This window comes from Delftia sp. Lp-1, assembly GCF_020523835.1.
GTDB classification, from domain to species: Bacteria; Pseudomonadota; Gammaproteobacteria; order Burkholderiales; family Burkholderiaceae_C; genus Comamonas; species Comamonas acidovorans.
In genome coordinates this window covers 2,539,582-2,562,349 of sequence record NZ_JAJALJ010000001.1, presented here as the reverse complement: position 1 = coordinate 2,562,349, position 22,768 = coordinate 2,539,582, and the positions used below count along the sequence as shown (strand labels likewise).

Below are 22,768 nucleotides of genomic sequence, written 5' to 3'. Positions count from 1 at the left end.
GGGCTCTCCTGCAAAGGGGGCTTATTCGGCGCCGAAGATGGGGTGCTTGCGTGTGCGGCGCCCGGCCGGGGCGGGCGGCGCTGGCGGCGTGTTTGCGTCGGCGGGCGCGGGTTCGCTGGCCTGGGTCTTGCGCTTTTTCGGGGGCGTGGCCTTGGCGTGGGGGTTGAAGGCCAGGGCCTGGGCAATCCAGTGCTGCCACTGCTGGCGCGTGGCGTAGGCGGCGGGGCCGATGAAGAAGTAGCCGTCCATCTGGCTCTTGGATGAGAGCGGGCGCAGGCCCGGCGTCTCGGCCACGGCGGCGTGCTGCGAAGGCGGCAGGCGCACCAGCAGTTCGTCGTCTTCCACGCCCAGGCACAGCTTGCCGTTGACCATGAAGACATGGCAGCCGAACATGCGCTTTTCCTGCACGTCGTCGCAGCCGGCCAGGGCTTCGCGCACGGCGTCTATGAGGTGCAGCGTGGTGTCGGAGAGCGGGCGGGCGGGCATGGCGTGGGCTGGATGTGGATGGATCAGCGGATCATGTCGGGCGCATCGCCTTCCAGCATGCGCCGCGCGATGATGACGCGCATGATTTCGTTCGTGCCTTCGAGGATCTGGTGCACGCGGGCATCGCGCATGAGGCGCTCCAGCGGGTATTCGCGGATGTAGCCGTAGCCGCCGTGCAGTTGCAGGGCTTCGTTGCAGACCATGAAGCCGGCGTCGGTGGCAAAGCGCTTGGCCATGGCGCAGTAGGTGGAGGCGTCGCGCGCGCCGGCATCGAGCTTGGAGGCGGCCAGGCGCACCATCTGGCGCGCGGCCACGAGTTCGGTGGCCATGTCGGCCAGCTTGAACTGCAGGGCCTGGAAGCTGGCAATGGGCTTGCCGAACTGCTTGCGCTCGTGCATGTACTGCTGGGCCTGGGTGAGCGCGCCCTGGGCGGCGCCCACGGAGCAGGTGGCGATGTTGATGCGTCCGCCGTCCAGGCCCTTCATGGCGATCTTGAAGCCTTCGCCCTCGCGGCCCAGCAGGTTGTGCGCGGGAATGCGCACGTTGTCGAAGCTGATGACGCGCGTGGGCTGGCTGTTCCAGCCCATCTTCTCTTCCTTCTTGCCGTAGCTGATCCCGGGCAGGTCGGCGGGCACGGCAAAGGCGGAGATGCCGCTGGCGCCAGAGCCGGCGTCGCCCGTTCTGGCCATCAGCACCAGCATGTCGGTGCTGCCCGCGCCGCTGATGAAGGCCTTGGCGCCGTTGATGATGTATTCATGCCCCGCCAGCTCGGCCCGGGTCTTGAGCGAGCCGGCGTCCGAGCCCGCGCCGGGCTCGGTCAGGCAGTAGCTGGCCAGCTTGCGGCCGCTGGTCAGGGCCTCGCCCCATTCGGCGCGCACGGCGTCGGTGGCCCAGGTGCCCAGCATCCAGGTGGCCATGTTGTGGATGGTGATGAAGGCGGTGGTGGAGGGATCGACGGCTGCCAGTTCCTCGAAGACCATGGTGGCGTCCAGGCGCGGCAGCTGCAGGCCGCCGGCGTTCTCGGGCGCGTACAGGCCGCAAAAGCCCAGTTCGCCCGCCTTGGCGATGGCCTCGCGCGGGAAGATGGATTCACGGTCCCAGTGCGCGGCATGGGGCGCGAGTTCGGCCTGGGCAAAGGCGCGGGCCGATTCGGCAAAGGCGCGCTGGTCGTCGTTGAGTTCGAAGTCCATGGCTGGCTTGTCTCCTGCGTTGGGCTCTGGGGCCCTTGTTGTTCTGGGGGGGCTTTCGGGGCCTGTGGGCGCCTGTCGATGCCTGTGGGGGCGTGCGGCGGTCAGTGCTGCAGCCAGCGCTCCAGCGCCTGCATGCGCTCCTGTGTCGCGGCCGTGAGGCATTCGTGGTACAGGCGCGGTCCCTCGGGCTGGGTTTCGCTGTCGCGCGTAGCGGCCTTGCAGCGTGCCGTGCGGCCCTTGATCCAGCCGTTCTGGTCGTGGCGCAGGCCCGTGCGCTTGCCCTGGGGCAGTTGCTGCATGACGTCCAGGTAGCGGATGTTGAGCGCGGTGTCGGCCTCCTGGAAGGCCTGGACCGCGCAGGCATTGCGGCTGGCAGCGGCGGTGGAGGCCGGGTCGCAGGCTGCACCGGCCTGCGCGTGAAGGGTCAGGGGCAGGGCGGCCAGGGTGGTCAGCAAGGCGGCACCCAGGCCCCGGGAGAGGAAGGCGGTCATTGGAAAACGCATGCCGCCATCATCCCAGAGCCGGGGCCTGCCCCGGATCAATCCAGGCCCGCCCACCCGTGCATCAGCGCAGGCTGATGGTGGTGTTCACGCCCTGGCTGGTGGTGCTGTCGTCGAACCAGCGCGCCGTGACGGTCTTGGTCTGCGTGTAGAACAGCACGACCTGCTTGCCGTAGGGGCCCAGGTCACCCAGCTTGGAGGCGCGGCTGCCCGTGAAGGAGAACAGCGGAACCGGCACGGGAATCGGCACGTTGATGCCGACCTGGCCCACGTCGATGTCTTCCTGGAACTTGCGCGCCGCGGCGCCCGACTGCGTGAAGATGGCCGTGCCGTTGCCGTTGGGGTTGGCGTTGATGAACTCGATGGCCTCGTCCAGGCTGTCGGCAGCCGCCAGGCACAGCACGGGGCCGAAGATTTCCTGGTCATACACGCTCATGCCGGGCTTGACGCCGCTGAACACGGTGGGGCCGACGAAGTTGCCTTTGTCGTAGCCAGCCACCTGGGGCTTGCGGCCGTCCAGTTCCAGCTTGGCGCCGTCGGCCAGGCCGCGTTCGATCAGGCTTTCCACGCGGGACAGCGCGGCGCAGGACACCAGCGGGCCCACGTCGGTGCCGGGCTCGGTGCCGCCGCTGACCTTGAGGGTCTTGGATTTTTCGACCAGCTCGGGAATCCACTTTTGCGCATCGCCCACCAGCACGGCCACCGACAGCGCCATGCAGCGCTGGCCTGCCGCGCCGAAGGCTGCGCCCAGCAGGGCGTTGAGCGTTTGCTCCTTGTTGGCGTCAGGCATGACGATGGCGTGGTTCTTGGCGCCCATCATGCATTGCACGCGCTTGCCGGCCAGGCTGGCACGGTTGTAGACATGGGTGCCGACCTTGGTGGAACCCACGAAGCTGATGGCCTTGATATCGGGGTGGTCGCAGATGGCGTTGACCACGTCCTCGCCGCCGTGGACCACGTTCAGCACGCCGGGCGGAATGCCGGCTTCCAGCGCCAGTTCGCACAGGCGCATGGTGACCATGGGGTCCTGCTCGGAGGGCTTGAGCACGAAGGTGTTGCCCGTGGCAATGGCCATGGGGAACATCCACAGCGGAATCATGGCCGGGAAGTTGAAGGGGGTGATGCCTGCGCACACGCCCAGGGGCTGCAGCACGGAATAGGTGTCCACGCCGTTGGCCACGTTGTTGGCCAGCTCGCCCAGCTGCAGCGAGCCGATGTTGGCCGCATGCTCCACCACTTCCAGGCCGCGGAAGACGTCGCCCTCCGCGTCAGGCAGGGTCTTGCCCTGTTCTGCGGTCAGCAGGGCGGCCAGCTCCTTCATGTTCTCGCGGATCAGCTGCTGCAGCTTCAGGAAGATGCGGGCGCGCTGGCCAATGGGGGTCTTGCGCCAGGTCTTGAAGGCTTCCTTGGCGTTGGCGACGGCGGCGTTGACCTCGTCGGGTGTGGCAAAGGGCACACGGGCCAGCACTTCCTGCGTGGCCGGGTTGACCACATCGCGCCATTGGGTGCTTTGGGATTCGACCAGCTTGCCGTTGATCAGCAGCTTGACCGTGGGCGCCAAAACCTTGGCGGACGTGGATGCATTCATGGCTTGTCTCCTGTTGCGGTGGTGTCAACCCGGCATGCGTGCGCCGGGCGTTCATCGCATGGTAGCTGTGCGGTTTTTCGCAAGCAATGGAGATGTTTGCAGTATGCATGTGCGTTTTTGCACAGGCTGGCACAAAAAAGAGCATGGCCTGCGGCAGGCGCAGGCCATGCTGGTTCAGGCGGTCAGCGGCTCAGTCCGTGCCGGTGGCCGGCAGGCGGGCGTCGTCGGCAGGCGCAGCCACAGGAGCAGGGGGCTGAACGGCGCGGGCGCCGGGCTTGCGCAGCGGCTCCAGCTTCACGCGGGCATTGGCGCCCAGGCCGGACTCCAGCTTGGCCAGCAGGCGCAGCAGTTCCTGCAGCTCGCCGTCTTCCAGCGGGGACACCAGGCGGTGGTAGGCCTGGTCCACCAGCGGCACGCTGGCAGCCAGAAGGGCGCGGCCCTTGTCGGTCAGCGTCAGTTCGTGCTGGCGGCGGTCACGCGTGCTCAGGGCGCGGTGCACGTATTCGCGCTCTTCCAGCCCGCGCACCAGGCGCAGCGTGGTCACCTTGTCAAAGCCCATGGCGCGCGCCAGGGAGCTTTGGTCGGAGCCGGGGGAGGCGTCGATCAGGACCAGGGCGCCGTACTGTGGCGGTGTCAGCCCCAGGGGGCGGCATTGCTCTTCAAAAATGCCGACCGAAATCTGGTGGGCGCGCCGCAGCAAAAAGCCAGGGCGCTGATATAGCGGCAGTGGTGCAGGCGTCATCGTGTCCATATGCGTCTAGTATTCTTGCAGAGGTGTCCAGTATTCATTCGATTTCCACCAATTGTGCCCATTCTGGTGCATGATTACCATGCGTTTGCATGCTAACTACAAAAGAGGTCTACATGCGAAATTTTGTTGGCAGACGGCAATTTTTGAAGACAAGCGGATTGGGAGTATTGGGTTTACCCGTAGCAGGCGCCATCGCCAGTACCGAGAGTGTGCCTCTGAAATTGATTGTGCCATTCACTCCGGGTACTGGAATCGACACGATTGCGCGAACGATCGGTCCTTTGCTCGCCAAGCGCCAGGGCCGGCCCGTGGTGGTGGAGAACAAGCCGGGCGCCTCTGGAAATATCGGCACCGAGGCCGTTGTGCGCTCGCCCGCCAATGGCCAGACGCTTTTGGTGACAGTGAATACCCTGGTGATGAATGCATCGCTGTATCCCAAATTGCCATTCAATCCGCTGACGGACCTCGAACCTGTAACGCTGACCAGCTGGGGACAGCTGATTTTGGTGACGCCCACGGCCTCCGCCTATCAGACGGCGGCCGATCTGGTGAAGGCCGCCAAGGCCTCGCCGGGCCGCATCAATTACGCATCGCCGGGAGTGGGCACTCCGCACCATATGGCGATGGAGCTTTTCAAGAGCACGGCGGGCGTATCGATCACGCACATCCCTTATCGCGGAACAGGGCCGGCGCTGACGGACCTGCTGGGCGGCCAGGTGGAATGCATGTTCCTGCCCATTCATGTGGCCTTGACGCATGTGAAGGCCGGCAAGCTGCGTGCGCTGGGCATTGGCAGCCAGCGGCGCCACCCGCTGCTGCCCGATGTGCCCACGCTCAAGGAGGCCAAGGCGGGCGATGTGAACGTGGATATGTGGTACGGCGTGTTTGCGCCGGCCGGCATGCCGGCGGACCAGGTCGATGCCCTCAATCGCGAGATCCGCGCGATTTTGGCGTCGGAGGAAGTCCGGCATGCCTTTGCGCCCCAGGGCATGGATCCGGCCGGCAGCACGCCGGCCGAGTTCAAGGCCCTGGTGCAAAAGGACGCCCGGCGCTGGGCCGATCTGGTCAAGGCGCGGGGGATTACCGCCGAGTAGGCGGGACGGGCGCCCAAGGCGCCCTGGAGAAAGCATGGAGAGTCAGCGGATGAAAGTAGCGATCGTGGGGGGCGGCATCGGAGGCCTGTGCCTGGCATTGGCCTTGCATCAAAGAGGCATTGCCTGCGAAGTCTTCGAGGCCGTGCCCGAGGTCCGCGAGATCGGCGCGGGCATTACCCTGCTGCCGCATGCCATGCGCGAACTCAGCGACCTGGGCCTGCAGCCGCAGCTGGAGGCCCAGGCGATTGAGAACCTGGAGAGCGTGTTCTTCAACCGCTATGGCCAGTTCGTCTACCGCGAGCCGCGCGGCCGCCATGCCGGCTATGAGCTGCCGGAGCTGGGCATCCACCGTGGCCGCCTGCACCGCGTTCTCTTCGAGGCCGCCGTGCAGCGCCTGGGCCCGGGTGCCGTGCACACGGGCCACCGCTGCGTGCGCGTGGACCAGTCGGCCCACGGCGCCACCGTGCATTTCGCGCCGGATGCCCAGGGCCATGTGCCGCCGTCCACCACGGCCGACATCGTCGTGGCCTGCGATGGCGTCAACTCCGCCGTGCGGCGCCAGTTCTATCCGCAGGAGGAGCTGGCCTTTGGTGGCATCAACACCTGGCGCGGCGTCTCGCGCTTCAAGCCCATCCTCACGGGCAAGAGCTACCTGCGCATCGGCTCGGTCGATACCGGCAAGATGGTGATCTATCCCATCGAGGACAACGTCGACGGCCAGGGCATGCAGCGCATCAACTGGGTGGCCGAGATCCGCGACCCGCAGATGCGCATGAACGACTGGAACCGCGCAGGCCGCATGGAGGATGTGCTGGAGATTTTCGGCGGCTGGACCTTCGACTGGCTGGATGTTCCGGCCCTGATCCGCTCGGCCGAGACCATCTTCGAGTACCCCATGGTGGACAAGGACCCCGTGGACCAGTGGAGCTTCGGCCGCGTGACCCTGCTGGGCGATGCCGCCCACCCCATGTATCCGCGCGGCTCCAACGGCTCGGCCCAGGCCATGCGCGATGCGCGGGTGCTGGCCGACCTGCTGGCCGCCGACCCGCAGGGCGACCCGCTGGCGCTGTTGGCCGCCTACGAGGCCAGCCGCCTGCCCGCCACCAGCCAGGTGGTGCTGACCAACCGCTCCACGCCGCCCGACTTCATCATCATGAAGGCGGACGAACTCAGTGGCGGCCAGCCCTTCGGCCATATCGACGAGCTGATCAGCCAGGATGAGCTGCGTGCCATTGCCCGCCATTACGAGCAGGTGGCGGGGTTTGCGAATCCGCAGTCGCAGGGTTGAAGTGGTTGGGCAATGAGCTGGCTTGGCAGGTACTCAGTATTGCATCCCGACTCTTTTTGGGTCCCTGCCGGGCGGTTGTTTTTTCGAGGCCGGGTTTCGGCCCGGCGGCCGACCTCCTTTCTTGTCGCGCGACAAGAAAGGAGGCAAAGAAACGCGCCCAAATGCCCGCGTCCCCTTCGCTTCGCTACGGGGCAACCTGCGTCGTGGCGGTTGCGGGGTTCGCCGTGAAACTCACTTCGCGCTGCGCGCTACGTTCAGACAATCACGGCGAGTCAGTTGACGAAGCAGTCCTGTCCTTCGGCAGGACTGCAACCCCGCAACCGCCACGTCGCAGGCACGGGCATATGGGGAGGAGGGGCCGGGGTGCGGGGGCGACAGGGCGCTACGCCCCGTTGCTTTGTCTATTCGGTGCTCTCAATCCAGGCTAATGTTCGCCTTCTGGATCAGCAGCTTGTACTGGTCCGCCTTGGTCTTGGCGAATTTCTCCATCTCCGGCACCTCCCAGGTGATGGGCTGGAAGGCGAAGGTGGCGAATTTCTCGCGCACCTGCGGGTCCTGCAGCACGGCGACCACGTCGGCATGGATCCTGTCGCGCAGGGCGGCGTCCACGCCCTTGGGCGCCAGCAGGGAGACGAAGGAGTTCACGATCAGGTCGGCGGGGCCGCCCGATTCGGCCACGGTGGGCACGTCGGGCATCTGGGCGATGCGCTGGGGCGCAGCCACGGCCAGGTAGCGGATCTTGCCGGATTTGTAGATGCCCTGGCTGGAGGGGAGGCTGGCAAAGCTCCAGGCCGGATCGCCATTGGCCACCGAGGTGTAGAGCTGGCTGACCTCGCGGTAGGGCACATGGGTCATCTTGCTGCCCGTCAGGAAGTCCAGCCATTCACCGCCCAGGTGGCCGGGGCTGCCCACGCCCCAGGAGCCGTAGCTGACCTTGCCGGGCTCGGACTTGGCCGCCTTGATCAGGTCGCCCATGCTCTTCCAGTGCGAGTTCGTGGGCACGGCCACGAAGAAGGGAGTGAGGAACAGCGGTGCCACCGGGTCGAAGTGCTGCAGCGGATGGAAGTTGCGCTGCTTGTAGAGGTAGGGCAGGGCGGAGACATGTTCGCTGTCGAGCTGCAGCAGGGTGTAGCCGTCGGGCTTGGCGCGGCGTGCGGCTTCGATGGCGACAAAGCCGCCGCCGCCTGGGCGGTTGTCCACGGTCACGCCCTGCTTCCAGCGGGCGGCAAGCTTTTCGCCCACGATGCGCAGCACGGCGTCAGGGCCGCTGCCCACGGCAAAGGCCGTTATCACGGTGACGGGGCGCGTGGGAAAGCTGGCGATGCTGCTGGAGCCTGCCTGCGCCCAGGCGCAATGCAGCGGGGCGATGGAGGCCAGCAGCAGGGCTGCGCCTGCAAGGGCCTTGCGGCGGGAGGGGGCGGCGCCGAGGCGGTTGGATGGGGATGCTTTCACAGTCTGTCTCCTGTTGGATCTGCTTTTTTCACTGCTTGCAATGCCCCGGTCCTTCTGGCGAGGACTCGGGGCGGGGTAGGGCTGCCGGCAAAAGGTGCGGCGAGGTTCAGCCGGCGTCAGGCTGGGCCAGGGGCGCAGCCTGTGCAAAGGCGGGCAGGGCCGCGCAGGCCCTGTCCACAGCGCTGATCAGCGGCCAGCGGTCCAGGTCCACGCCAAAGCGGCGTGCGCTTTCGATCTGGGGCACCAGGTAGACATCGGCCAGCGTGGGTGCGTGGCCGAAGCAGAAGTCGCCGCGCTGCGTGTCGCGTGCCAGCAGGGCCTCGATGGCGTCGAAGCCGTCGGCAATCCAGGTGGCACACCAGGCGTTGATGGCGGCCTCGTCCGCACCGAACTGGCGGCGCAGGGTCTGCAGGATGCGGCGGTTGTTGATGGGATGCACGTCGCAGCCCACGATGGCGGCCAGCGCGCGCACCTGGGCGCGGTCCTCGGGGTCGGCGGGCAGCAGCGGCGGCTCGGGGTGGCGCTCCTCCAGCCATTCGATGATGGCCGGCGACTGGATCAGCGTGCGGCCATCGTCCAGTGTCAGCGCCGGCACCAGGCCCTGCGGGTTGACCTGCTTGAACGGCGCCTGGGCCTGCTCGTCCATGCGCAGGTCCACGGGGAAGTAGTCAGGGCGCAGGCCCTTGAGGTGGAGCGCGATGCGCAGGCGGTGCGAGGTGCCGCTGCGGAAAAAACTGTAGAGCTTCATGGTGGTGGTCTCCCTGGCCTTATTCGGGCTGGCCCACGGTGAGCGCGATCTCGCCCACGCCCTGCACATGGCCGGTGATGCGGTCGCCCGGCAGCACGGCGCCCACGCCCTCGGGCGTGCCCGTGTAGATGAGGTCGCCGGGTTGCAGGTGATAGAACAGCGAGAGGTCGGCAATGATTTCGCGGATGTTCCAGATCAGCTTGTCCACGTCGGACTGCTGCCTGGTCTCGCCATTGACGGCCAGTGCAATGGCGCCGGATTCGATCACCTGGCCCGACATGGGCACGATCTCGCTGGCCACCGAGGACTGCTCCACATCCTTGCCCAGGTCCCAGGGCCGGCCCTTGTCGCGCGCCACCAGCTGCAGGTCGCGGCGCGTCATGTCCAGGCCGCAGGCGTAGCCGTAGATGTGTTCATGCGCCTGGTCCGCCGCAATGCGAAAACCCGCCTTGCCGATGGCCACCACCAGTTCCATCTCGAAGTGGTAGTTGTTCGTCTCGGGCGGGTAGGCCACGGTGGCACCCGATTCGGTCAGGGTGGAGGGCGCCTTGGTGAAGTAGAAGGGGCGCTCCACGCTCTTGTCCACCGGGCGGCCCATCTCGACGGCATGGGCGTGGTAGTTGCGGCCCACGAAGAACAGGCGGTTCACGGGCAGGCGCTGCGTGCTGCCGCGCACGGGCAGGGATTGGACGGGGGGCGGGGTCCAGAGGTATTGGGGGGCGGTCATGGTATTGGCGATGGGGGAGGAAAGAGACATCGGAGGATTCAAGGCCGGACTTCGTAGAGGCCCAGCTTTCGGTGCAAAGGCGCCTCGTCGGCCAGGAAGAGGAAGGCGGGCTCGCTGGCGCTGGCATTGGTCAGCGTGGCGGGCGCCCAGCCGGGCACGCAGCAGGTGTCGGCCGGTGCCAGGTCGAAATGGCGGTCCACGGCGGCCACGCTGGCGCCGCCCTCGATGACGTGGAACACGCAGGCCGGCGAACGCGCGGGCAGCTGCAGCGTCTGGCCCGGGCGCAGCATCAGCGCGTAAAAGCCCAGGATGTTTTCGCAGTCGGCCCCGGTTTCGGGGTTGGTGTAGGCCAGCTGCACGCAGTCCAGGTCCGGCCGGTCGGCGGCCAGCTCCAGCAGGGCGGCGCGCGCGTCCTTCCAGGGGTAGCGCAGCATGGGGTAGGCCTTGGCGCTGCGGGCGAACACCTGCGTGGGTGCCAGGCCGCCGCGCGCATACGCCCGGTCGCCACGGCCGGGCAGGGCGGGCTGGCGCGGGCCATCCACGTGGTAGGTAACTTCCAGGTAGTAGGCCAGGGGCAGGTCCAGCACATCGAGCCAGACCACGGGTTCGTTGCCGTCGTGGCCATGCTCGTGCCACAGGCCCGTGGGCGTGAGGATCAGGTCGCCGCGCTCCATGGGGCATTTCTCGCCGTCGACCAGGCTCCAGGCGCCCTGGCCCTCCACCACCATGCGCACGGCATTGGGTGTGTGGCGGTGCGAGGGCGCCCACTCGCCGGGCAGCAGCAGCTGCATGCCCAGGTAGATGGAGGAGCTGGCCTGCATCTTCTCCAGCCCATGGCCGGGATTGGCCAGCACCAGCACGCGGCGCTCGGCCTTTTCGATGGGCGTCAGCTCGCCGGCCTGCATGAGCAGTGGGCGGATGGTCTGGTAGGGCCAGGCAATCGGCTGGGTGCGCGGGCGCGGCGTGTGCGGCGGCATCACGTTGCGCAGGCTGGGCCACAGCGGCACCAGGTTGTTGCGCGTGAGTTCGTCGCGGTAGTCCTGGGGCAGGTCTTCCAGGCGGCCAAGTTCTTGCATGGCGGTCTCCTTGTGTTCAGTCTTCGGCAAGGCAGGTTTCGGCCTTCCAGCCGTACAGCCATTCCATGGCGTCGTAGAAACGCTGGGGCGTGCGGCCCTTCCAGAGGTCGTTGCGCACCAGGCGCTCCACGCCGCTGGCGTGGAAGATGCGGCCCATCTCGCGCGCGGACAGCACCACGCGCGCCGTGCGGGCGATGCGCGAGCGCTCGTACAGCCGCAGTGCCTGCGGCCAGTCGTTGCCGCAGCGCTTGAGCGCCTGGCCCAGCGTCACCGCGTCTTCCAGCGCCATGCAGGCGCCCTGGGCGATGTACTGCAGGGTGGGGTGGGCCGCATCGCCCAGCAGCGTGGCGCGGCCGAAGCTCCACTGGCCAATGGGCTCGCGGTCGGCCGTGGCCCAGCGCTTCCAGCTTTTGGGCAGGTCTATGAGCTGGCGGGCGCGCGGGCAGCAGTCGCGGTAGTAGCTTTGCACCTCTTGGCGGCTGCCTTCGCGCACGCCCCATTCCTCCTGCTCGCGGCTGTGGAAGGTGACGACCACGTTGTACTGCTCGCCGCCGCGCAGCGGGTAGTGCACCAGGTGGTAGTTGGGGCCGACCCAGATGCTGGCCGCGTTCCAGCGCAGGTCCTCGGGGAAGTCGTTCTTCTCCACCACGGCGCGGTACACCACGTGGCCGGAGACACGCGCCGCATCGCCCACGTACTGCTGGCGCACCACGGACTTCACGCCATCGGCGCCGATCAGGGCCTGGCCCACATGGACCTGGCCGTGCTGGTCGCGCACGGTGACGGTGTCGCCCTCCTGCTGCACGGCTTCGATGCGGGTGCCCGTCAGCGTCTCGATTTGGCCGTGGGTGCGCGCGCCTTCGAGCAGCGAGGTGTGGATGTCGGCGCGGTGGATCACCGCATACGGGTTGCCGAAGCGGGCGCGAAACGCCTCGCCCGTGGGAATGCGGCCGACCAGTCTTTCATCGAGCGCGTCGTGCATCACCATCTCGTCGGTATAGACCGCGCGGCCACGGGCCAGCTCGCCAATGCCGAGCGCGTCGAAGGCCGCGAATGCGTTGGGCCCCAGCTGTATGCCGGCGCCGATCTCGCCCAGCTGCGGCGACTGCTCCAGCACCTTGACGGCGAATCCCTGGCGCGCCAGGGCCAGCGCGGCCGCCACGCCGCCAATGCCGCCGCCTGCCACAAGAACGGGCAGCGCCCGGGAAGAAATGCTGGTGCTCATGGATGTCCTGTGCTTCGTGGTGCGTGTCGCCAGCCAGCGGGTCAGCTGCGTCGCGAGTAATTAAACAGTATGCTGATGATGAGTGTAGTGTTGATTTGCATCAGGCCAGCCTGGGGTTTCCCTGGATGCAGGCAAAACGACGGCGGACAGCGTGTCCGGGTGAATCACCTGTCCGCCAGCCAACGCCAACGGAGGGTGCGGTTCATGCGAACATCTGCGCTTGCCCGCAGGGACCCGGAAAAGAGCGCAATGGCCATGGACTACCAACCCGCAGAACTAGAAAACTACCCCGGCTACCACATCCGCCGCCTGCAGCAGATCGCGGTAGCCGTCTTCATGGAGGAGACCCAGGAGTTCGGCGTGACCCCCGTGCAGTACGCGGCGCTGTCGGCCGTGCTGCGCCAGCCCGGCGTGGACCAGCGCACGCTGGCGCGGATGATCGGCTTCGATACCTCGACCATTGGCAGCGTCATCGACCGGCTGGAGGCGCGCGGCCTCATGGTGCGCAACACCAGCCCGGCCGACAGGCGCGTGCGCCTGCTGTCGGTCACCGCAGAAGGCGCTGCGCTGCTGGCCGCTGCCGAACCCTCGGTACTGCGGGCCCAGCAGCGCATGCTGGAGCCGCTGCCGCAGGAGCAGCGGGGCCTGTTCATGGACATGATGGCCGTCCTGGTGCGGCAAAACGACGAGCTGGCGCGTGCGCCCAGCACGCTGGCCGCGCGCCGCGCCGCTGCCGACTGAGGCGGCCTCGACCCATGGACTGGGACCATCTGAGATTCTTTGGCGAGCTGGCGCGCAGCGGCAGCATGGCCGCCGCCGCGCGGCAACTGGGCGTGGAGCACACCACGGTGTCGCGCCGCATCCAGGCCCTGGAAAAACAGCTGGGGGCCGTACTCTTCGAGCGCGAAGCGGGCCAATGGCGGCCCACGGAGGCCGGCCGACAGCTGCTGGGTGTGGCAGACGCCATGCAGCGCGCCGCAGCCGGGCTGGAGCGCATGCCGCTGGCGGCCGAATCCACCAGCCAGGGACCGTCCGGCCTGGTGCGCGTGGGCGCCACCGAGGGCTTCGGCACCCAGCTGCTGGCCCCGCAGCTGGCCGCGCTGACGCAGCGCCATCCGCTGCTGAGCATCGACCTGCTGGCCCTGCCGCGCCTGCTGCACCTGTCGCGGCGCGAGGCCGACATCGTCATCTCGCTGGAGCGCCCCACGCGCGGCTCGGCCGTGGTCACCAAGCTCACCGACTACCGGCTCTTCCTCTACGGCCAGCGCGAATACCTTGCGCGCCGCCCCCTGGTGGCGCGCACCGAGGACCTGCGCCACCACAGCTTCATCCACTATGTGGACGACCTGCTGTTCACGCGCGAGCTGCAGCTGCTGTCCACCCTGTTCCAGCCCGAGCGATTTGCCTTTCGCAGCACCAGCATCACCGCCCAGTACGAGGCCGTGCGCGCCGGCGCTGGCCTGGCCGTGCTGCCCGCCTTCATTGCCGACCGCGACCCCGTGCTCAGCCGCGTGCTGCCCGCCGAGGCCTGCTTCACCCGCACCTTCTGGATGAGCATGCCCTCGGATGCCCGGCAGGTTCAGCGCATCGAGGCGGTCTGGGGGTTTTTGCGGGAGGCTGTGCAGGGCATGGGCGGCTTGCTGAAGCCCAGAGCCTGAGGGCCTGCGGCGGTCAGGCCCCTGCCGCTATACTGCCCGCCCCGAATCTCGTCATCCGACAGCAGGATCTTCCGGCATGCGCCTCCAAGCCCTTTTGCGTCCACTGGTGTACCTGAGCCTGGCGGGGCTGGCCGCTTGCGGCAGCAACCCGCCCAGCCCCTCGGCGGCCACGCCCGAGTCCACGCCCACCGCGCCGGGCACACCCGTGGCGCCCATCAGGATCGGTCTGGCCCTGGGCGGCGGAGCCGTGAAGGGCTTTGCCCATATCGGCGTCATCAAGATGCTGGAAGCCAATGGCCTTGCGCCCGCGGTGGTGTCCGGCACCAGCGCGGGCAGCGTGGTAGGGGCGCTGTATGCGAGCGGCATGAACGCCTTCGAGCTGCAGGAAAAGGCCGTTGCGCTGGATGAGACCAAGATCCGCGACCTGCAGCTGTCCTCGGGCGGCCTGCTGGTGGGCCAGAAGCTGGAAGACTATGTGAACGAACAGGTGGGCCGCAAGCCGCTGGAGCAGTTGGCCAAGCCCTTCGTGGCGGTGTCCACGCGGCTGGAAGACGGCGAGCGCACCGTGTTCGCGCGCGGCAATACGGGGCAGGCGGTGCGTGCCTCCAGCAGCATTCCGGGTGTGTTCCAGCCCGTGGCCATCGGCAAGTTCCACTTCGTCGATGGCGGCATCACCAGCCCCGTGCCCGTGGACGCCGCGCGCCAGCTGGGCGCCGATCTGGTGATCGCCGTGGACATCTCCAACAAGGCCCGTGGCAAGGCGCCCGAGAACATGCTGGGCGCCCTGGGCCAGTCCATTGCCATCATGGGCCAGAAGCTGGGCCAGGCCGAGCTGGCCCGCGCCGACATCACCATCCGCCCCAAGGTGCTGGACATCGGCCCGGCCGACTTCACCCAGCGCGCCAGCGCCATTCTTGAGGGCGAAAAAGCCGCCGTGGCCGCCATGCCCCAGATCCGCGAGCGCATCGCCCAGCTGCAGGCCGAGCGCGCCAAGGCCGCGAAGCTGGCCCAGCAAAAGGCGGCCGAAGCCCAGCACCAGGCCTGCCTGGACCAGCGCTCGCGCATGCAGAAGCTGGCGGAGATGGCGGGGATGGATGGCGCCTGCGCCAACCCCAACCCCTGATCCACCAAGGCTGCGCGCGGGCTATCCGTACACCGGATAGCGGGCGCAAAGCCCCGTCACCTGCTCCCTGACCTGCGCCGCCACCTTGGCAAAGCGGGCGCCTTCCTGCGCGTCCAGCGCATCGAGCACATCGCACAGCCAGCCGGCCAGCTGTTCGCACTGCGCCTGGCCGAAGCCGCGCGTGGTGACGGCGGGCGTGCCTATGCGCAGGCCCGAGGTCACGAAGGGCGAGCGCGGGTCGTTGGGCACGGTGTTCTTGTTGGTGGTGATGTGCGCCTCGCTGAGCGCGGCGTCGGCATCCTTGCCGGTGTAGCTGCGGTCGGACAGGTCGATCAGCATCAGGTGGTTGTCCGTGCCGCCCGAGACGATGCGGTAGCCGCGCTGCTGGATCACGGCGGCCATGGCGCGGGCGTTGGCCAGCACCTGGCGCTGGTAGGCCTTGAACCCGGGCTGCAGCGCCTCCTTGAAGGCGACGGCCTTGGCGGCGATCACATGCATGAGCGGCCCGCCCTGCACGCCGGGGAACACGGCCGAGCTCAGGCGGCGGTTGAAGGTTTCGTCCTGTCCCTTGGACAGGATCAGGCCGCCGCGCGGGCCGCGCAGCGTCTTGTGCGTGGTGCTGGTGACCACATGCGCGTGGGGCAGGGGGCTGGGGTATTCGCCCGCGGCCACCAGGCCTGCGACATGGGCCATGTCCACCCAGAACACGGCGCCCACCTTGTCGGCAATGGCGCGCATGCGGGCCCAGTCCTTGTGGCGCGAGTAGGCAGAGAAGCCGCCGATGAGCATGCGGGGCCGGTGCTCCAGGGCAGTGCGCTCCATCTCGTCGTAGTCGATCAGGCCCGTGGCGGGGTCCAGGCCGTAGGGGACGATGCGGTAGTGGCGGCCCGAGAAGTTGGACGGGTTGCCATGCGTCAGGTGGCCGCCCTGGGCCAGGTTCATGCCCATGACGGTGTCGCCGGGCTGGGCCAGCGCCAGGAACACGGCGGCATTGGCCTGGGCGCCGGCATGGGGCTGCACGTTGGCGTAGTCGCAGTCGAACAGCGCCATGGCGCGTTCCACGGCCAGGCGCTCGGCCACGTCCACGTTCTCGCAGCCGCTGTAGTAGCGCTTGCCGGGGTAGCCCTCGGCGTACTTGTTGGTGAAGACCGAGTTCTGCACCGCCATCACCAGCGGGCTGGCGTAGTTTTCGGAGGCGATGAGTTCCACATGGTCTTCCTGGCGGCGTTTCTCGCTCTGGATGGCCTTGGCCAGCTGCAGGTCGAAGTCGGCCAGGGTCAGGGATGCGTCGTACATGGATGAGTGGTTCCTGTGTCGGGGCAAGGGCTGGGGGAGTCGATGGTCATGCAGCCGCCAGCTGGCCTGCGGCGGGCGCGCCTGCCTGCGCGGCGCTGGCCGACTCCAGCAGGCAGGCCACGCGGGCGACGATGTCGTCGATCTGGCGCTCGTCGCATATCAGCGGCGGCAGCAGGCGGATGGTGGATTCGCGCGTCACCGTGATCAGCAGGCGCTGCTGGGCCAGCGCGCGGCCCACCAGGTCCTGGCAGTTGCGGTTCAGCTCGATGCCCACCATCAGGCCCTGGCCGCGCACGGCCAGCACGTCGGGGTGGCCGTGCAGCGCCTGCTGCAGGCCGTTGAGCAGGCGCCGGCCCAGTTGCCTGGCGCGGCCGGGGATGTCCTCGCTCTCCATGATGTCCAGCACCGTGCAGCCCACGCGGCAGGCCAGCGGGTTGCCGCCGAAGGTGGAGCCATGCTGGCCGGGCGAGATCAGGTCGGCCGCAGGCCCGCGCGCCAGGCAGGCGCCGATCGGAATGCCGTTGCCCAGGGCCTTGGCCAGGGTCATCACATCGGGGGCGATGCCCGCGTGCTGGTGGCCGAACCAGGCGCCGGTGCGTCCCAGGCCGGTCTGGATCTCGTCCAGCATCAGCAGCCAGCCATGCCGGTCGCACAGGCTGCGCAGCTGGCGCAGGTAGTCGGGGCTGGCCAGGCGGATGCCGCCTTCGCCCTGCACGGGCTCGATCAGCACGGCCACGATGTCGCCATGCTGGGCGGCGGCGTGGTGCACGGCCGCGATGTCGTCATAGGGCACGCGCACGAAGCCCGGCATCAGCGGCTCGAAGCCGCGCTGCTTGGCCGGGTTGCCGGTGGCCGACAGCGTGGCCAGCGTGCGGCCGTGAAAGCCGTTGTCCATCACCAGGATCTGCGGCCGCGCCACCTGCCTGCGGTGGCCATGCAGGCGCGCCAGCTTGAGCGCGGCCTCGTTGGCCTCGGCGCCGGAGTTGCAGAAAAAGGCCGTCTCCATGCCGGCCAGGGCGCACAGGCGCTGGCCCAGGCGTTCCTGCCAGTCGATGCGGAACACGTTGGAGGTGTGCAGCAGCAGGCCGGCCTGCTCGGCGATCACGGCGGCGATCTCCGGATGGGCGTGGCCCAGGGCGGTCACTGCCACGCCGGCAATGGCGTCCAGGTATTCGTTGCCGTGCTCGTCCCACAGCAGGGCTCCACGGCCACGGACGAAGGAGACGGGCTGGCGGGCATAGGCCTTCATCAGGCGGGAATCAAGGGGTTGCATGGCTTTTTGCATGTCAAGGTCCTCAAGCGGGGTCAGGGTTGAATCGAAAAGGGTGGCGAGGGGGCGCGTTCAGGGCAGTGCCAGGGCGGCGGGATCAGGGCCGCCGGCGGGCCAGTAAAAGCTGTCCGGCTGGGCGCGGGCGCCGAAGATGGCCTGGCCCACGCGCACCACGGTGGCGCCTTCCTCGATGGCGATCTCGAAGTCGCCGGACATGCCCATGGACAGCTCATCCAGCGAGATGCCCGCCGGCGCGCTCTGGCGCAGCTGGTCGCGCAGGCTGCGCAGCAGCACGAAGCACTGGCGCACGCGCTCGGCCTCGCTGGAGAACAGGGCCAGCGTCATCAGGCCGCGCACGCGCAGCGCACTGAAGGCGGGCAGGGCCTGGACAAATCCCTGCACCTCGTCGGGCGGCAGGCCGTACTTGCTGGCCTCGCCCGAGGTGTTGACCTGCACGAACACGTCCAGCGCCCGGCCTTCGGCCTGCAGGCGGCGGTCCAGCGCCTCGGCCACGCGCAGGTTGTCCAGCGCCTGGAACTCGCTGGCAAAGCGCGCCACCAGCCTGGCCTTGTTGGTCTGCAGGTGGCCGATGACGGACCACTGCAGATCGGCCAGGTCCTGCATGGCCTCCCACTTGCCGAAGGCTTCCTGCACCTTGTTCTCGCCCAGCATGCGGCAGCCCGCCGCGTGGGCCAGGCGCAGGCTGGATTCGGGCTTGGTCTTGCTCACGGGCAGCAGGCGCACGCTGGCCGGGTCGCGCCCCGCGCGGCGGCAGGCAGCGGCCATGCGCGCGTGCACGGTGGCCAGGTTGTGCCGGAAATCGTCCACCGTCTCGGCCTGGGGGTAGCGGCCGTGCTGGTCGTGGCGCGTCAGGGTGTCGGCGGCTTGGGCGGTGCCGTCGGTGGTGTCTTGTGTCGCAAGCATGGTTTCAGCTCCTTTTGATGGCGGCATCGGCGGCGGGCACGTTGCCGGTGCACGCCTCGCTGCGGGCGGCCCGGCGCGGCCACTGGCCGTTGAGCACGGCATGGGCCACCAGGCCGATGACCAGGCCCCAGAAGGCGCCGCCTATGCCCAGCATGGAAATGTTGGCGGCGGCGGCCAGGAAGGTGATCAGCGAGGCCTCGCGGGTTTGGGCGTCGGCCAGCGCATTGGCCAGGCTGCCGCCGATGGTGCCCAGCAGCGCCAGACCAGCCAGCGTGGTGATGAAGGTGGCCGGGAACGCCATGAACACGGCCGCCAGCGTGACGCCGAACACACCCACCAGGATGTAGAACACGCCCGCAGCGATGCCCGCGATCCAGCGCCTGGACGGCTCTTCATGCGCCTCCTTGCCCGTGCAGATGGCGGCCGTGATGGCGGCGATGTTGAAGGCGTGCGAGCCGAACGGCGCCATCAGCAGCGAGCCCAGGCCCGTGAGCGTGACGATGGGGTTGGCGCTGGTCTTGAAGCCGTCGTTACGCAGCACCAGCATGCCGGGCATGTACTGGCCGGTCAGCGTGATCAGGAACAGCGGCAGGGCCACGCTCAGCAGGGCGTTGAGCGTGAACTCGGGCCGAGTGAACACGGGCGCGGCAAAGCGCAGCTGCAGCCCGGACAGGTCCACACGGTCCTGCGCCAGCAGGAACGCCAGGCCCAGCGCCAGGATGCCGACCACCGCATAGCGCGCCGTCAGCCGCTTGAGCAGCACATAGGCCACGATCAGCAGGCCGGCCAGCACCGGGTCCACGCTCATGCCGCCAAAGGCCTTGATGCCGAACTGCAGCAGGATGCCCGCCAGCAGGCCCGAGGCCACGCCGGGCGGAATCAGCCGGATCACGCGCTCGAACCAGCCCGACAGTCCCAGCACCACGAAGGCCGCGGCCGACACCACATAGGCGCCCACGGCCTCGGCATACGGCGTAGTGGCCAGGGCCGTCACCAGGAAGGCGGCGGCCGGCGTGGACCAGGCTGTGATGATGGGCTCGCGCGAGAGCCAGCTCAGCACCAGCCCGGTGACGCCCACGCCAATCGAAATCGACCACACCCACGAAGCCGTGAGTTCCGGGCTCAGGCCGGCCACCTTGGCTGCCTGGAACACCAGGATGAAGGTGCCGCCGTAGTTGACGATGACCGAGATCAGCCCGGCCACAACGGGGTGGATGAGGTCGCTGAAGCGAAGGGGTGAGTGTGTGTCTGATGAAGGCATGGTCTTCTCGTTTTCCTTGGGGGTTGGATTCCTGGCTGTCTTGGGAAAGGGGTATTTGAGCGCCGAAGTGGACTGAGTGATCCATACACTTCGCTCTCTTGTTGCAGACCACTTTGCAATGGGCGTGCAGCATTTGCGTCAGTACAATGGCCTGCCCAAGAGGTGCAATGAGATGAAAGGCGGCAGACCGCATGAGCAAGACCTTCGAGCTTGAGACCCTGAAGATCCGCATGGGAGATGCCGACCTGCGCCAGTTGGACCTGCACCAGCGGGTGCAGCGCGCCATGCGTGCGCTGATCCTGGATGGGGCGCTGCTGCCCGGCCTGAAGCTGCCGGCCACGCGCTCGCTGGCCGACTCGCTGGGCATTGCCCGCGACACGGTGGAGAACGCCTACACCCAGTTGCACCGCGACGGCTTCATCGTGCGGCGCCAAGGATCGGGCAGCTATGTCTCCGAGACCATCGGCACGGAGCTGCGGGGCCGGGCGGCGCGGCGCGGCCGGTCGCCCGAGCACGAGCGCAGCGCCCAGGTGGGCGCAGCGGGCAGGGCCGGTGCCGGCCTGAGCCGGCGCGGCCAGGCCATTGTTGACGGCGGCGGCATCGCCGACCAGCAGACCATTCGGGCCTTTGCCACCGGCCTGCCCGAGACGCGAACCTTTCCCACCGATGTCTGGGAGCGGCTGCAGCGGCAGGCGCTCAAGGACTACCGCGCCAGCGTCCTGCTGCACGGCGACCCGCAGGGCGCCGAGCCGCTGCGCAAGGCCATTGCCACTTACCTCAACCTGGAGCGCGGCGCCAAGGTGGACGCCGGGCAGATCGTGGTGCTCAGCAGCACGCGGCAGGCGCTGTTCCTGTGCGCGCAGCTGCTGGTGGATGCCGGCCGGCCCATCCTGCTGGAGAACCCCGGCTACTTCGGCGCCCGCAAGGCCTTCGAGTCGGCCGAGGCCAAGGTCCTGCCCATCGACGTGGACGCGCAAGGCATACGCACGGACCTGCTGCATGCCGACCGCAGCGGCGCCACCTGCGTCTATGTCACGCCGTCGCACCAGTACCCCACGGGCGTCACCATGCAGCTGGAGCGGCGGCTGGACCTGATCCGCTGGGCGTTCGAGAGCGGGCGCTGGATCATCGAGGACGACTACGACAGCGAATTCCACTACGACGGCATGCCCACCGCCTGCGTGCAAGGCCTGGACAAGCACGCGCGCACCATCTACATCGGCACCTTCGGCAAGACCCTGTACCCGGGCCTGCGCATGGGCTACATGGCCTTGCCGCAGGAGCTGGTGCGCGCCTTTGTCCAGGCGCGCAGCATCATGGACGGGCACACGCCCCAGATCCAGCAGCTGACGCTGGCGCGCTTCATGGAAGACGGCCACTACAACTCCCACGTGCGGGCCATGCGCAAGCTGTACGCGGGGCGGCGCGAGGTCATCCTCGAATCCATAGGCAGGCACCTGGCCGGCATCGTCACCGCGCCACGGCCCCAGGGCGGCATGCAGGTGCCCTGCCTGCTGGAGCCCGGCTGGTCCGAGGAAGACACCATCCGCCGCGCCGCCGCGGCCGGCGTGCTGCTGCAGGGGCTCAGCCGCCTGTACGCGGGCGAGCAGCGGCAGCCGGGCTGGCTGCTGGGCTATGCCTCGCTCACGGCCTACGAGATCGAGGCCGCCGTGCTGCGCCTGGCCAACGCGCTGCGAAAACCCTGACAGGTTGGGAGAAGCCGGACGCTGCATGCCTCAATAGGGCAGGGGAAAGCGCCCGGTCAGGTCGGACACGCCTTCGTGGATGGACTTGAGCGTGCGCGCGTTCATGGTGCCGCTGCGTATGCCGCCCAGCGTGGCAAGAATCATGTCGCCGATCTCGCGGAACTCGTCGGCGCCCATGCCGCGCGTGGTGCAGGCCGCGCTGCCCACGCGGATGCCCGAGGTCACCAGCGGCCGCGCGCCGTCGCCGGGCACGGCGTTCTTGTTGACCGTGATGCCGATCTGCTCCAGCGCCGTTTCGGCGGCCTTGCCCGTCAGCTCCCAGGGGCGCAGGTCGATCACGCCCAGATGGCAGTCCGTGCCTGCGGAGACCACGGACAGTCCGCCCTGCGAAAGCCGGTCGCACAGCACGCGGGCGTTGTCCACCACGGCCCGCGCATAGGTGCGAAAGGCGGGCTTGAGCGCCTCGCCCAGCGCCACCGCCTTGGCCGCCACCACATGCATCAGCGGCCCGGACTGCAGGCCCGGAAACACGGCGGCGTCTATGCGCCTGGCGATCTCGGCGTCGGCCGAGAGGATCATGCCGCCGCGCGGCCCGCGCAGCGTCTTGTGCGTGGTGGTCGTGGTCACATGGGCGTGCTCCACGGGGGAAGGGAACACGCCCGCGGCCACCAGCCCCGCCACGTGCGCGATGTCGGCCATGAAGATGGCGCCCACCCGGTCGGCAATGCGCCGGAACTCGGCCCAGTCCATCTGCCGTGAATAGGCCGAGCCACCAGCAATGATGAGCCTGGGCCGCTCCTTCAGCGCAATGCGCCGCACCTGGTCCATGTCGATGCGCTGGGAGCGGGCGTCCACCTCGTAGCTGATGGACTGGAACCACTTGCCCGACACGCTCACGCGGGAGCCATGCGTCAGGTGCCCGCCCGAGCGCAGGTCCAGCCCCATGATCTTGTCGCCGGGCTCCAGGAACGCCAGGTACACACCCTGGTTGGCCTGGCTGCCCGAGTGCGGCTGCACGTTGGCGTGCGCGCAGCCGAACAGCGCCTTGGCACGCGCAATGGCCAGGTTCTCCACGGCATCGGCATTGGCGCAGCCGCCGTAGTAGCGCACGCCCGGGTAGCCCTCTGCGTATTTGTTGGTCAGCACCGAGCCCTGCGCCTCCATCACCGCGCGGCTCACGAAGTTTTCAGAGGCAATCAATTCAATCGAGCGCGACTGGCGAATCCGCTCGGCCGCGATGGCATCCCAGGCCTCGCTGTCTGCCTGTTGAAGATCCAGTGAATTGATTTTGGGGAGCGATAAATCGTCCATGTCGCATTGGCTGTCTTGGAGGCGCTGAAGCACGGGAATCGGCAGCGCCCGGGTTATGGAAGGATTTGGAAACCAGGACGCATCGGTAATGGGC

The 22,768-nt window shown here is 68.2% G+C and carries 21 protein-coding genes; 6 read left to right on the top strand and 15 right to left on the bottom strand.

The window, feature by feature from the left end; genetic code table 11:
- Nucleotides 1-21 precede the first annotated feature (21 nt).
- The 5 genes from LGR64_RS11455 to LGR64_RS11435 all read right to left on the bottom strand — a co-directional run bounded on the left by LGR64_RS11455 (nt 22) and on the right by LGR64_RS11435 (nt 4,506).
- Nucleotides 22-486: a TfoX/Sxy family protein gene (locus LGR64_RS11455; RefSeq protein ID WP_230355466.1), complete on the bottom strand. Its 465-nt coding sequence runs from the start codon at nt 484-486 to the stop codon at nt 22-24.
- A 23-nt stretch (nt 487-509) separates the two neighbouring features.
- Complete coding sequence (locus tag LGR64_RS11450; protein WP_065345865.1) at nt 510-1,676, bottom strand: acyl-CoA dehydrogenase family protein; 1,167 nt, start codon at nt 1,674-1,676, stop codon at nt 510-512.
- A 101-nt stretch (nt 1,677-1,777) separates the two neighbouring features.
- Complete coding sequence (locus LGR64_RS11445; protein ID WP_199962522.1) at nt 1,778-2,179, bottom strand: lysozyme inhibitor LprI family protein; 402 nt, start codon at nt 2,177-2,179, stop codon at nt 1,778-1,780.
- A gap of 61 nt (nt 2,180-2,240) precedes the next feature.
- Nucleotides 2,241-3,764, bottom strand: a complete 1,524-nt coding sequence (locus LGR64_RS11440; RefSeq protein WP_012205523.1) for a CoA-acylating methylmalonate-semialdehyde dehydrogenase — start codon at nt 3,762-3,764, stop codon at nt 2,241-2,243.
- A 190-nt stretch (nt 3,765-3,954) separates the two neighbouring features.
- A complete protein-coding gene (locus LGR64_RS11435) occupies nt 3,955-4,506 on the bottom strand; it encodes a MarR family winged helix-turn-helix transcriptional regulator (RefSeq protein WP_230355465.1) in 552 nt (183 codons plus the stop codon).
- 122 nt (nt 4,507-4,628) lie between these two features.
- Here LGR64_RS11435 and LGR64_RS11430 point away from each other — a divergent pair, with 122 nt between their 5' ends.
- On the top strand, nt 4,629-5,609 hold the full coding sequence (locus LGR64_RS11430; protein WP_016446007.1) for a tripartite tricarboxylate transporter substrate binding protein: 981 nt from the start codon (nt 4,629-4,631) through the stop codon (nt 5,607-5,609).
- Nucleotides 5,610-5,658: 49 nt separating this feature from the next.
- On the top strand, nt 5,659-6,897 hold the full coding sequence (locus LGR64_RS11425; protein ID WP_230355464.1) for a flavin-dependent oxidoreductase: 1,239 nt from the start codon (nt 5,659-5,661) through the stop codon (nt 6,895-6,897).
- Nucleotides 6,898-7,311: 414 nt separating this feature from the next.
- Here the strand turns inward: LGR64_RS11425 and LGR64_RS11420 are convergent, their stop codons facing one another.
- The 5 genes from LGR64_RS11420 to LGR64_RS11400 all read right to left on the bottom strand — a co-directional run bounded on the left by LGR64_RS11420 (nt 7,312) and on the right by LGR64_RS11400 (nt 12,125).
- Nucleotides 7,312-8,349: a Bug family tripartite tricarboxylate transporter substrate binding protein gene (locus LGR64_RS11420; RefSeq protein ID WP_230355463.1), complete on the bottom strand. Its 1,038-nt coding sequence runs from the start codon at nt 8,347-8,349 to the stop codon at nt 7,312-7,314.
- A gap of 106 nt (nt 8,350-8,455) precedes the next feature.
- Nucleotides 8,456-9,097, bottom strand: a complete 642-nt coding sequence (gene maiA / locus LGR64_RS11415) for a maleylacetoacetate isomerase (RefSeq protein ID WP_230355462.1) — start codon at nt 9,095-9,097, stop codon at nt 8,456-8,458.
- A 19-nt stretch (nt 9,098-9,116) separates the two neighbouring features.
- On the bottom strand, nt 9,117-9,824 hold the full coding sequence (locus LGR64_RS11410) for a fumarylacetoacetate hydrolase family protein (protein ID WP_230355461.1): 708 nt from the start codon (nt 9,822-9,824) through the stop codon (nt 9,117-9,119).
- A gap of 38 nt (nt 9,825-9,862) precedes the next feature.
- The gene (locus LGR64_RS11405) at nt 9,863-10,900 is read right to left on the bottom strand and encodes a cupin domain-containing protein (protein WP_230355460.1); all 1,038 of its coding nucleotides are present in this window, start codon (nt 10,898-10,900) and stop codon (nt 9,863-9,865) included.
- A 16-nt stretch (nt 10,901-10,916) separates the two neighbouring features.
- Nucleotides 10,917-12,125: a 3-hydroxybenzoate 6-monooxygenase gene (locus LGR64_RS11400; protein WP_230355459.1), complete on the bottom strand. Its 1,209-nt coding sequence runs from the start codon at nt 12,123-12,125 to the stop codon at nt 10,917-10,919.
- 204 nt (nt 12,126-12,329) lie between these two features.
- On the opposite strand from LGR64_RS11400, the gene LGR64_RS11395 reads away from it, so the two are divergent.
- The 3 genes from LGR64_RS11395 (at nt 12,330) to LGR64_RS11385 (ending at nt 14,906) form a co-directional block, all read left to right on the top strand.
- On the top strand, nt 12,330-12,866 hold the full coding sequence (locus tag LGR64_RS11395) for a MarR family winged helix-turn-helix transcriptional regulator (protein WP_012205532.1): 537 nt from the start codon (nt 12,330-12,332) through the stop codon (nt 12,864-12,866).
- Between the two features lie 14 nt (nt 12,867-12,880).
- A complete protein-coding gene (locus LGR64_RS11390; protein ID WP_016446014.1) occupies nt 12,881-13,783 on the top strand; it encodes a LysR family transcriptional regulator in 903 nt (300 codons plus the stop codon).
- Between the two features lie 76 nt (nt 13,784-13,859).
- Nucleotides 13,860-14,906 (top strand): patatin-like phospholipase family protein, encoded by a 1,047-nt coding sequence (locus LGR64_RS11385; protein WP_230355458.1) that lies wholly within the window; start codon nt 13,860-13,862, stop codon nt 14,904-14,906.
- Between the two features lie 21 nt (nt 14,907-14,927).
- Here the strand turns inward: LGR64_RS11385 and glyA are convergent, their stop codons facing one another.
- From glyA to LGR64_RS11365, 4 genes are read right to left on the bottom strand one after another with little or no spacing between them, the layout of a single operon-like run.
- The gene (gene glyA / locus LGR64_RS11380) at nt 14,928-16,202 is read right to left on the bottom strand and encodes a serine hydroxymethyltransferase (RefSeq protein WP_198821398.1); all 1,275 of its coding nucleotides are present in this window, start codon (nt 16,200-16,202) and stop codon (nt 14,928-14,930) included.
- A 46-nt stretch (nt 16,203-16,248) separates the two neighbouring features.
- Nucleotides 16,249-17,487 (bottom strand): aspartate aminotransferase family protein, encoded by a 1,239-nt coding sequence (locus tag LGR64_RS11375; RefSeq protein ID WP_442873811.1) that lies wholly within the window; start codon nt 17,485-17,487, stop codon nt 16,249-16,251.
- A 57-nt stretch (nt 17,488-17,544) separates the two neighbouring features.
- A complete protein-coding gene (locus LGR64_RS11370) occupies nt 17,545-18,396 on the bottom strand; it encodes a YggS family pyridoxal phosphate-dependent enzyme (RefSeq protein WP_230355456.1) in 852 nt (283 codons plus the stop codon).
- A 4-nt stretch (nt 18,397-18,400) separates the two neighbouring features.
- Complete coding sequence (locus LGR64_RS11365) at nt 18,401-19,657, bottom strand: benzoate/H(+) symporter BenE family transporter (RefSeq protein WP_230355455.1); 1,257 nt, start codon at nt 19,655-19,657, stop codon at nt 18,401-18,403.
- 191 nt (nt 19,658-19,848) lie between these two features.
- On the opposite strand from LGR64_RS11365, the gene pdxR reads away from it, so the two are divergent.
- The gene (gene pdxR / locus LGR64_RS11360) at nt 19,849-21,363 is read left to right on the top strand and encodes a MocR-like pyridoxine biosynthesis transcription factor PdxR (protein WP_230355454.1); all 1,515 of its coding nucleotides are present in this window, start codon (nt 19,849-19,851) and stop codon (nt 21,361-21,363) included.
- Between the two features lie 30 nt (nt 21,364-21,393).
- Here the strand turns inward: pdxR and LGR64_RS11355 are convergent, their stop codons facing one another.
- Nucleotides 21,394-22,674, bottom strand: coding sequence for a serine hydroxymethyltransferase (locus LGR64_RS11355; RefSeq protein ID WP_170962038.1), 1,281 nt, complete (start codon nt 22,672-22,674; stop codon nt 21,394-21,396).
- Nucleotides 22,675-22,768 lie beyond the last annotated feature (94 nt).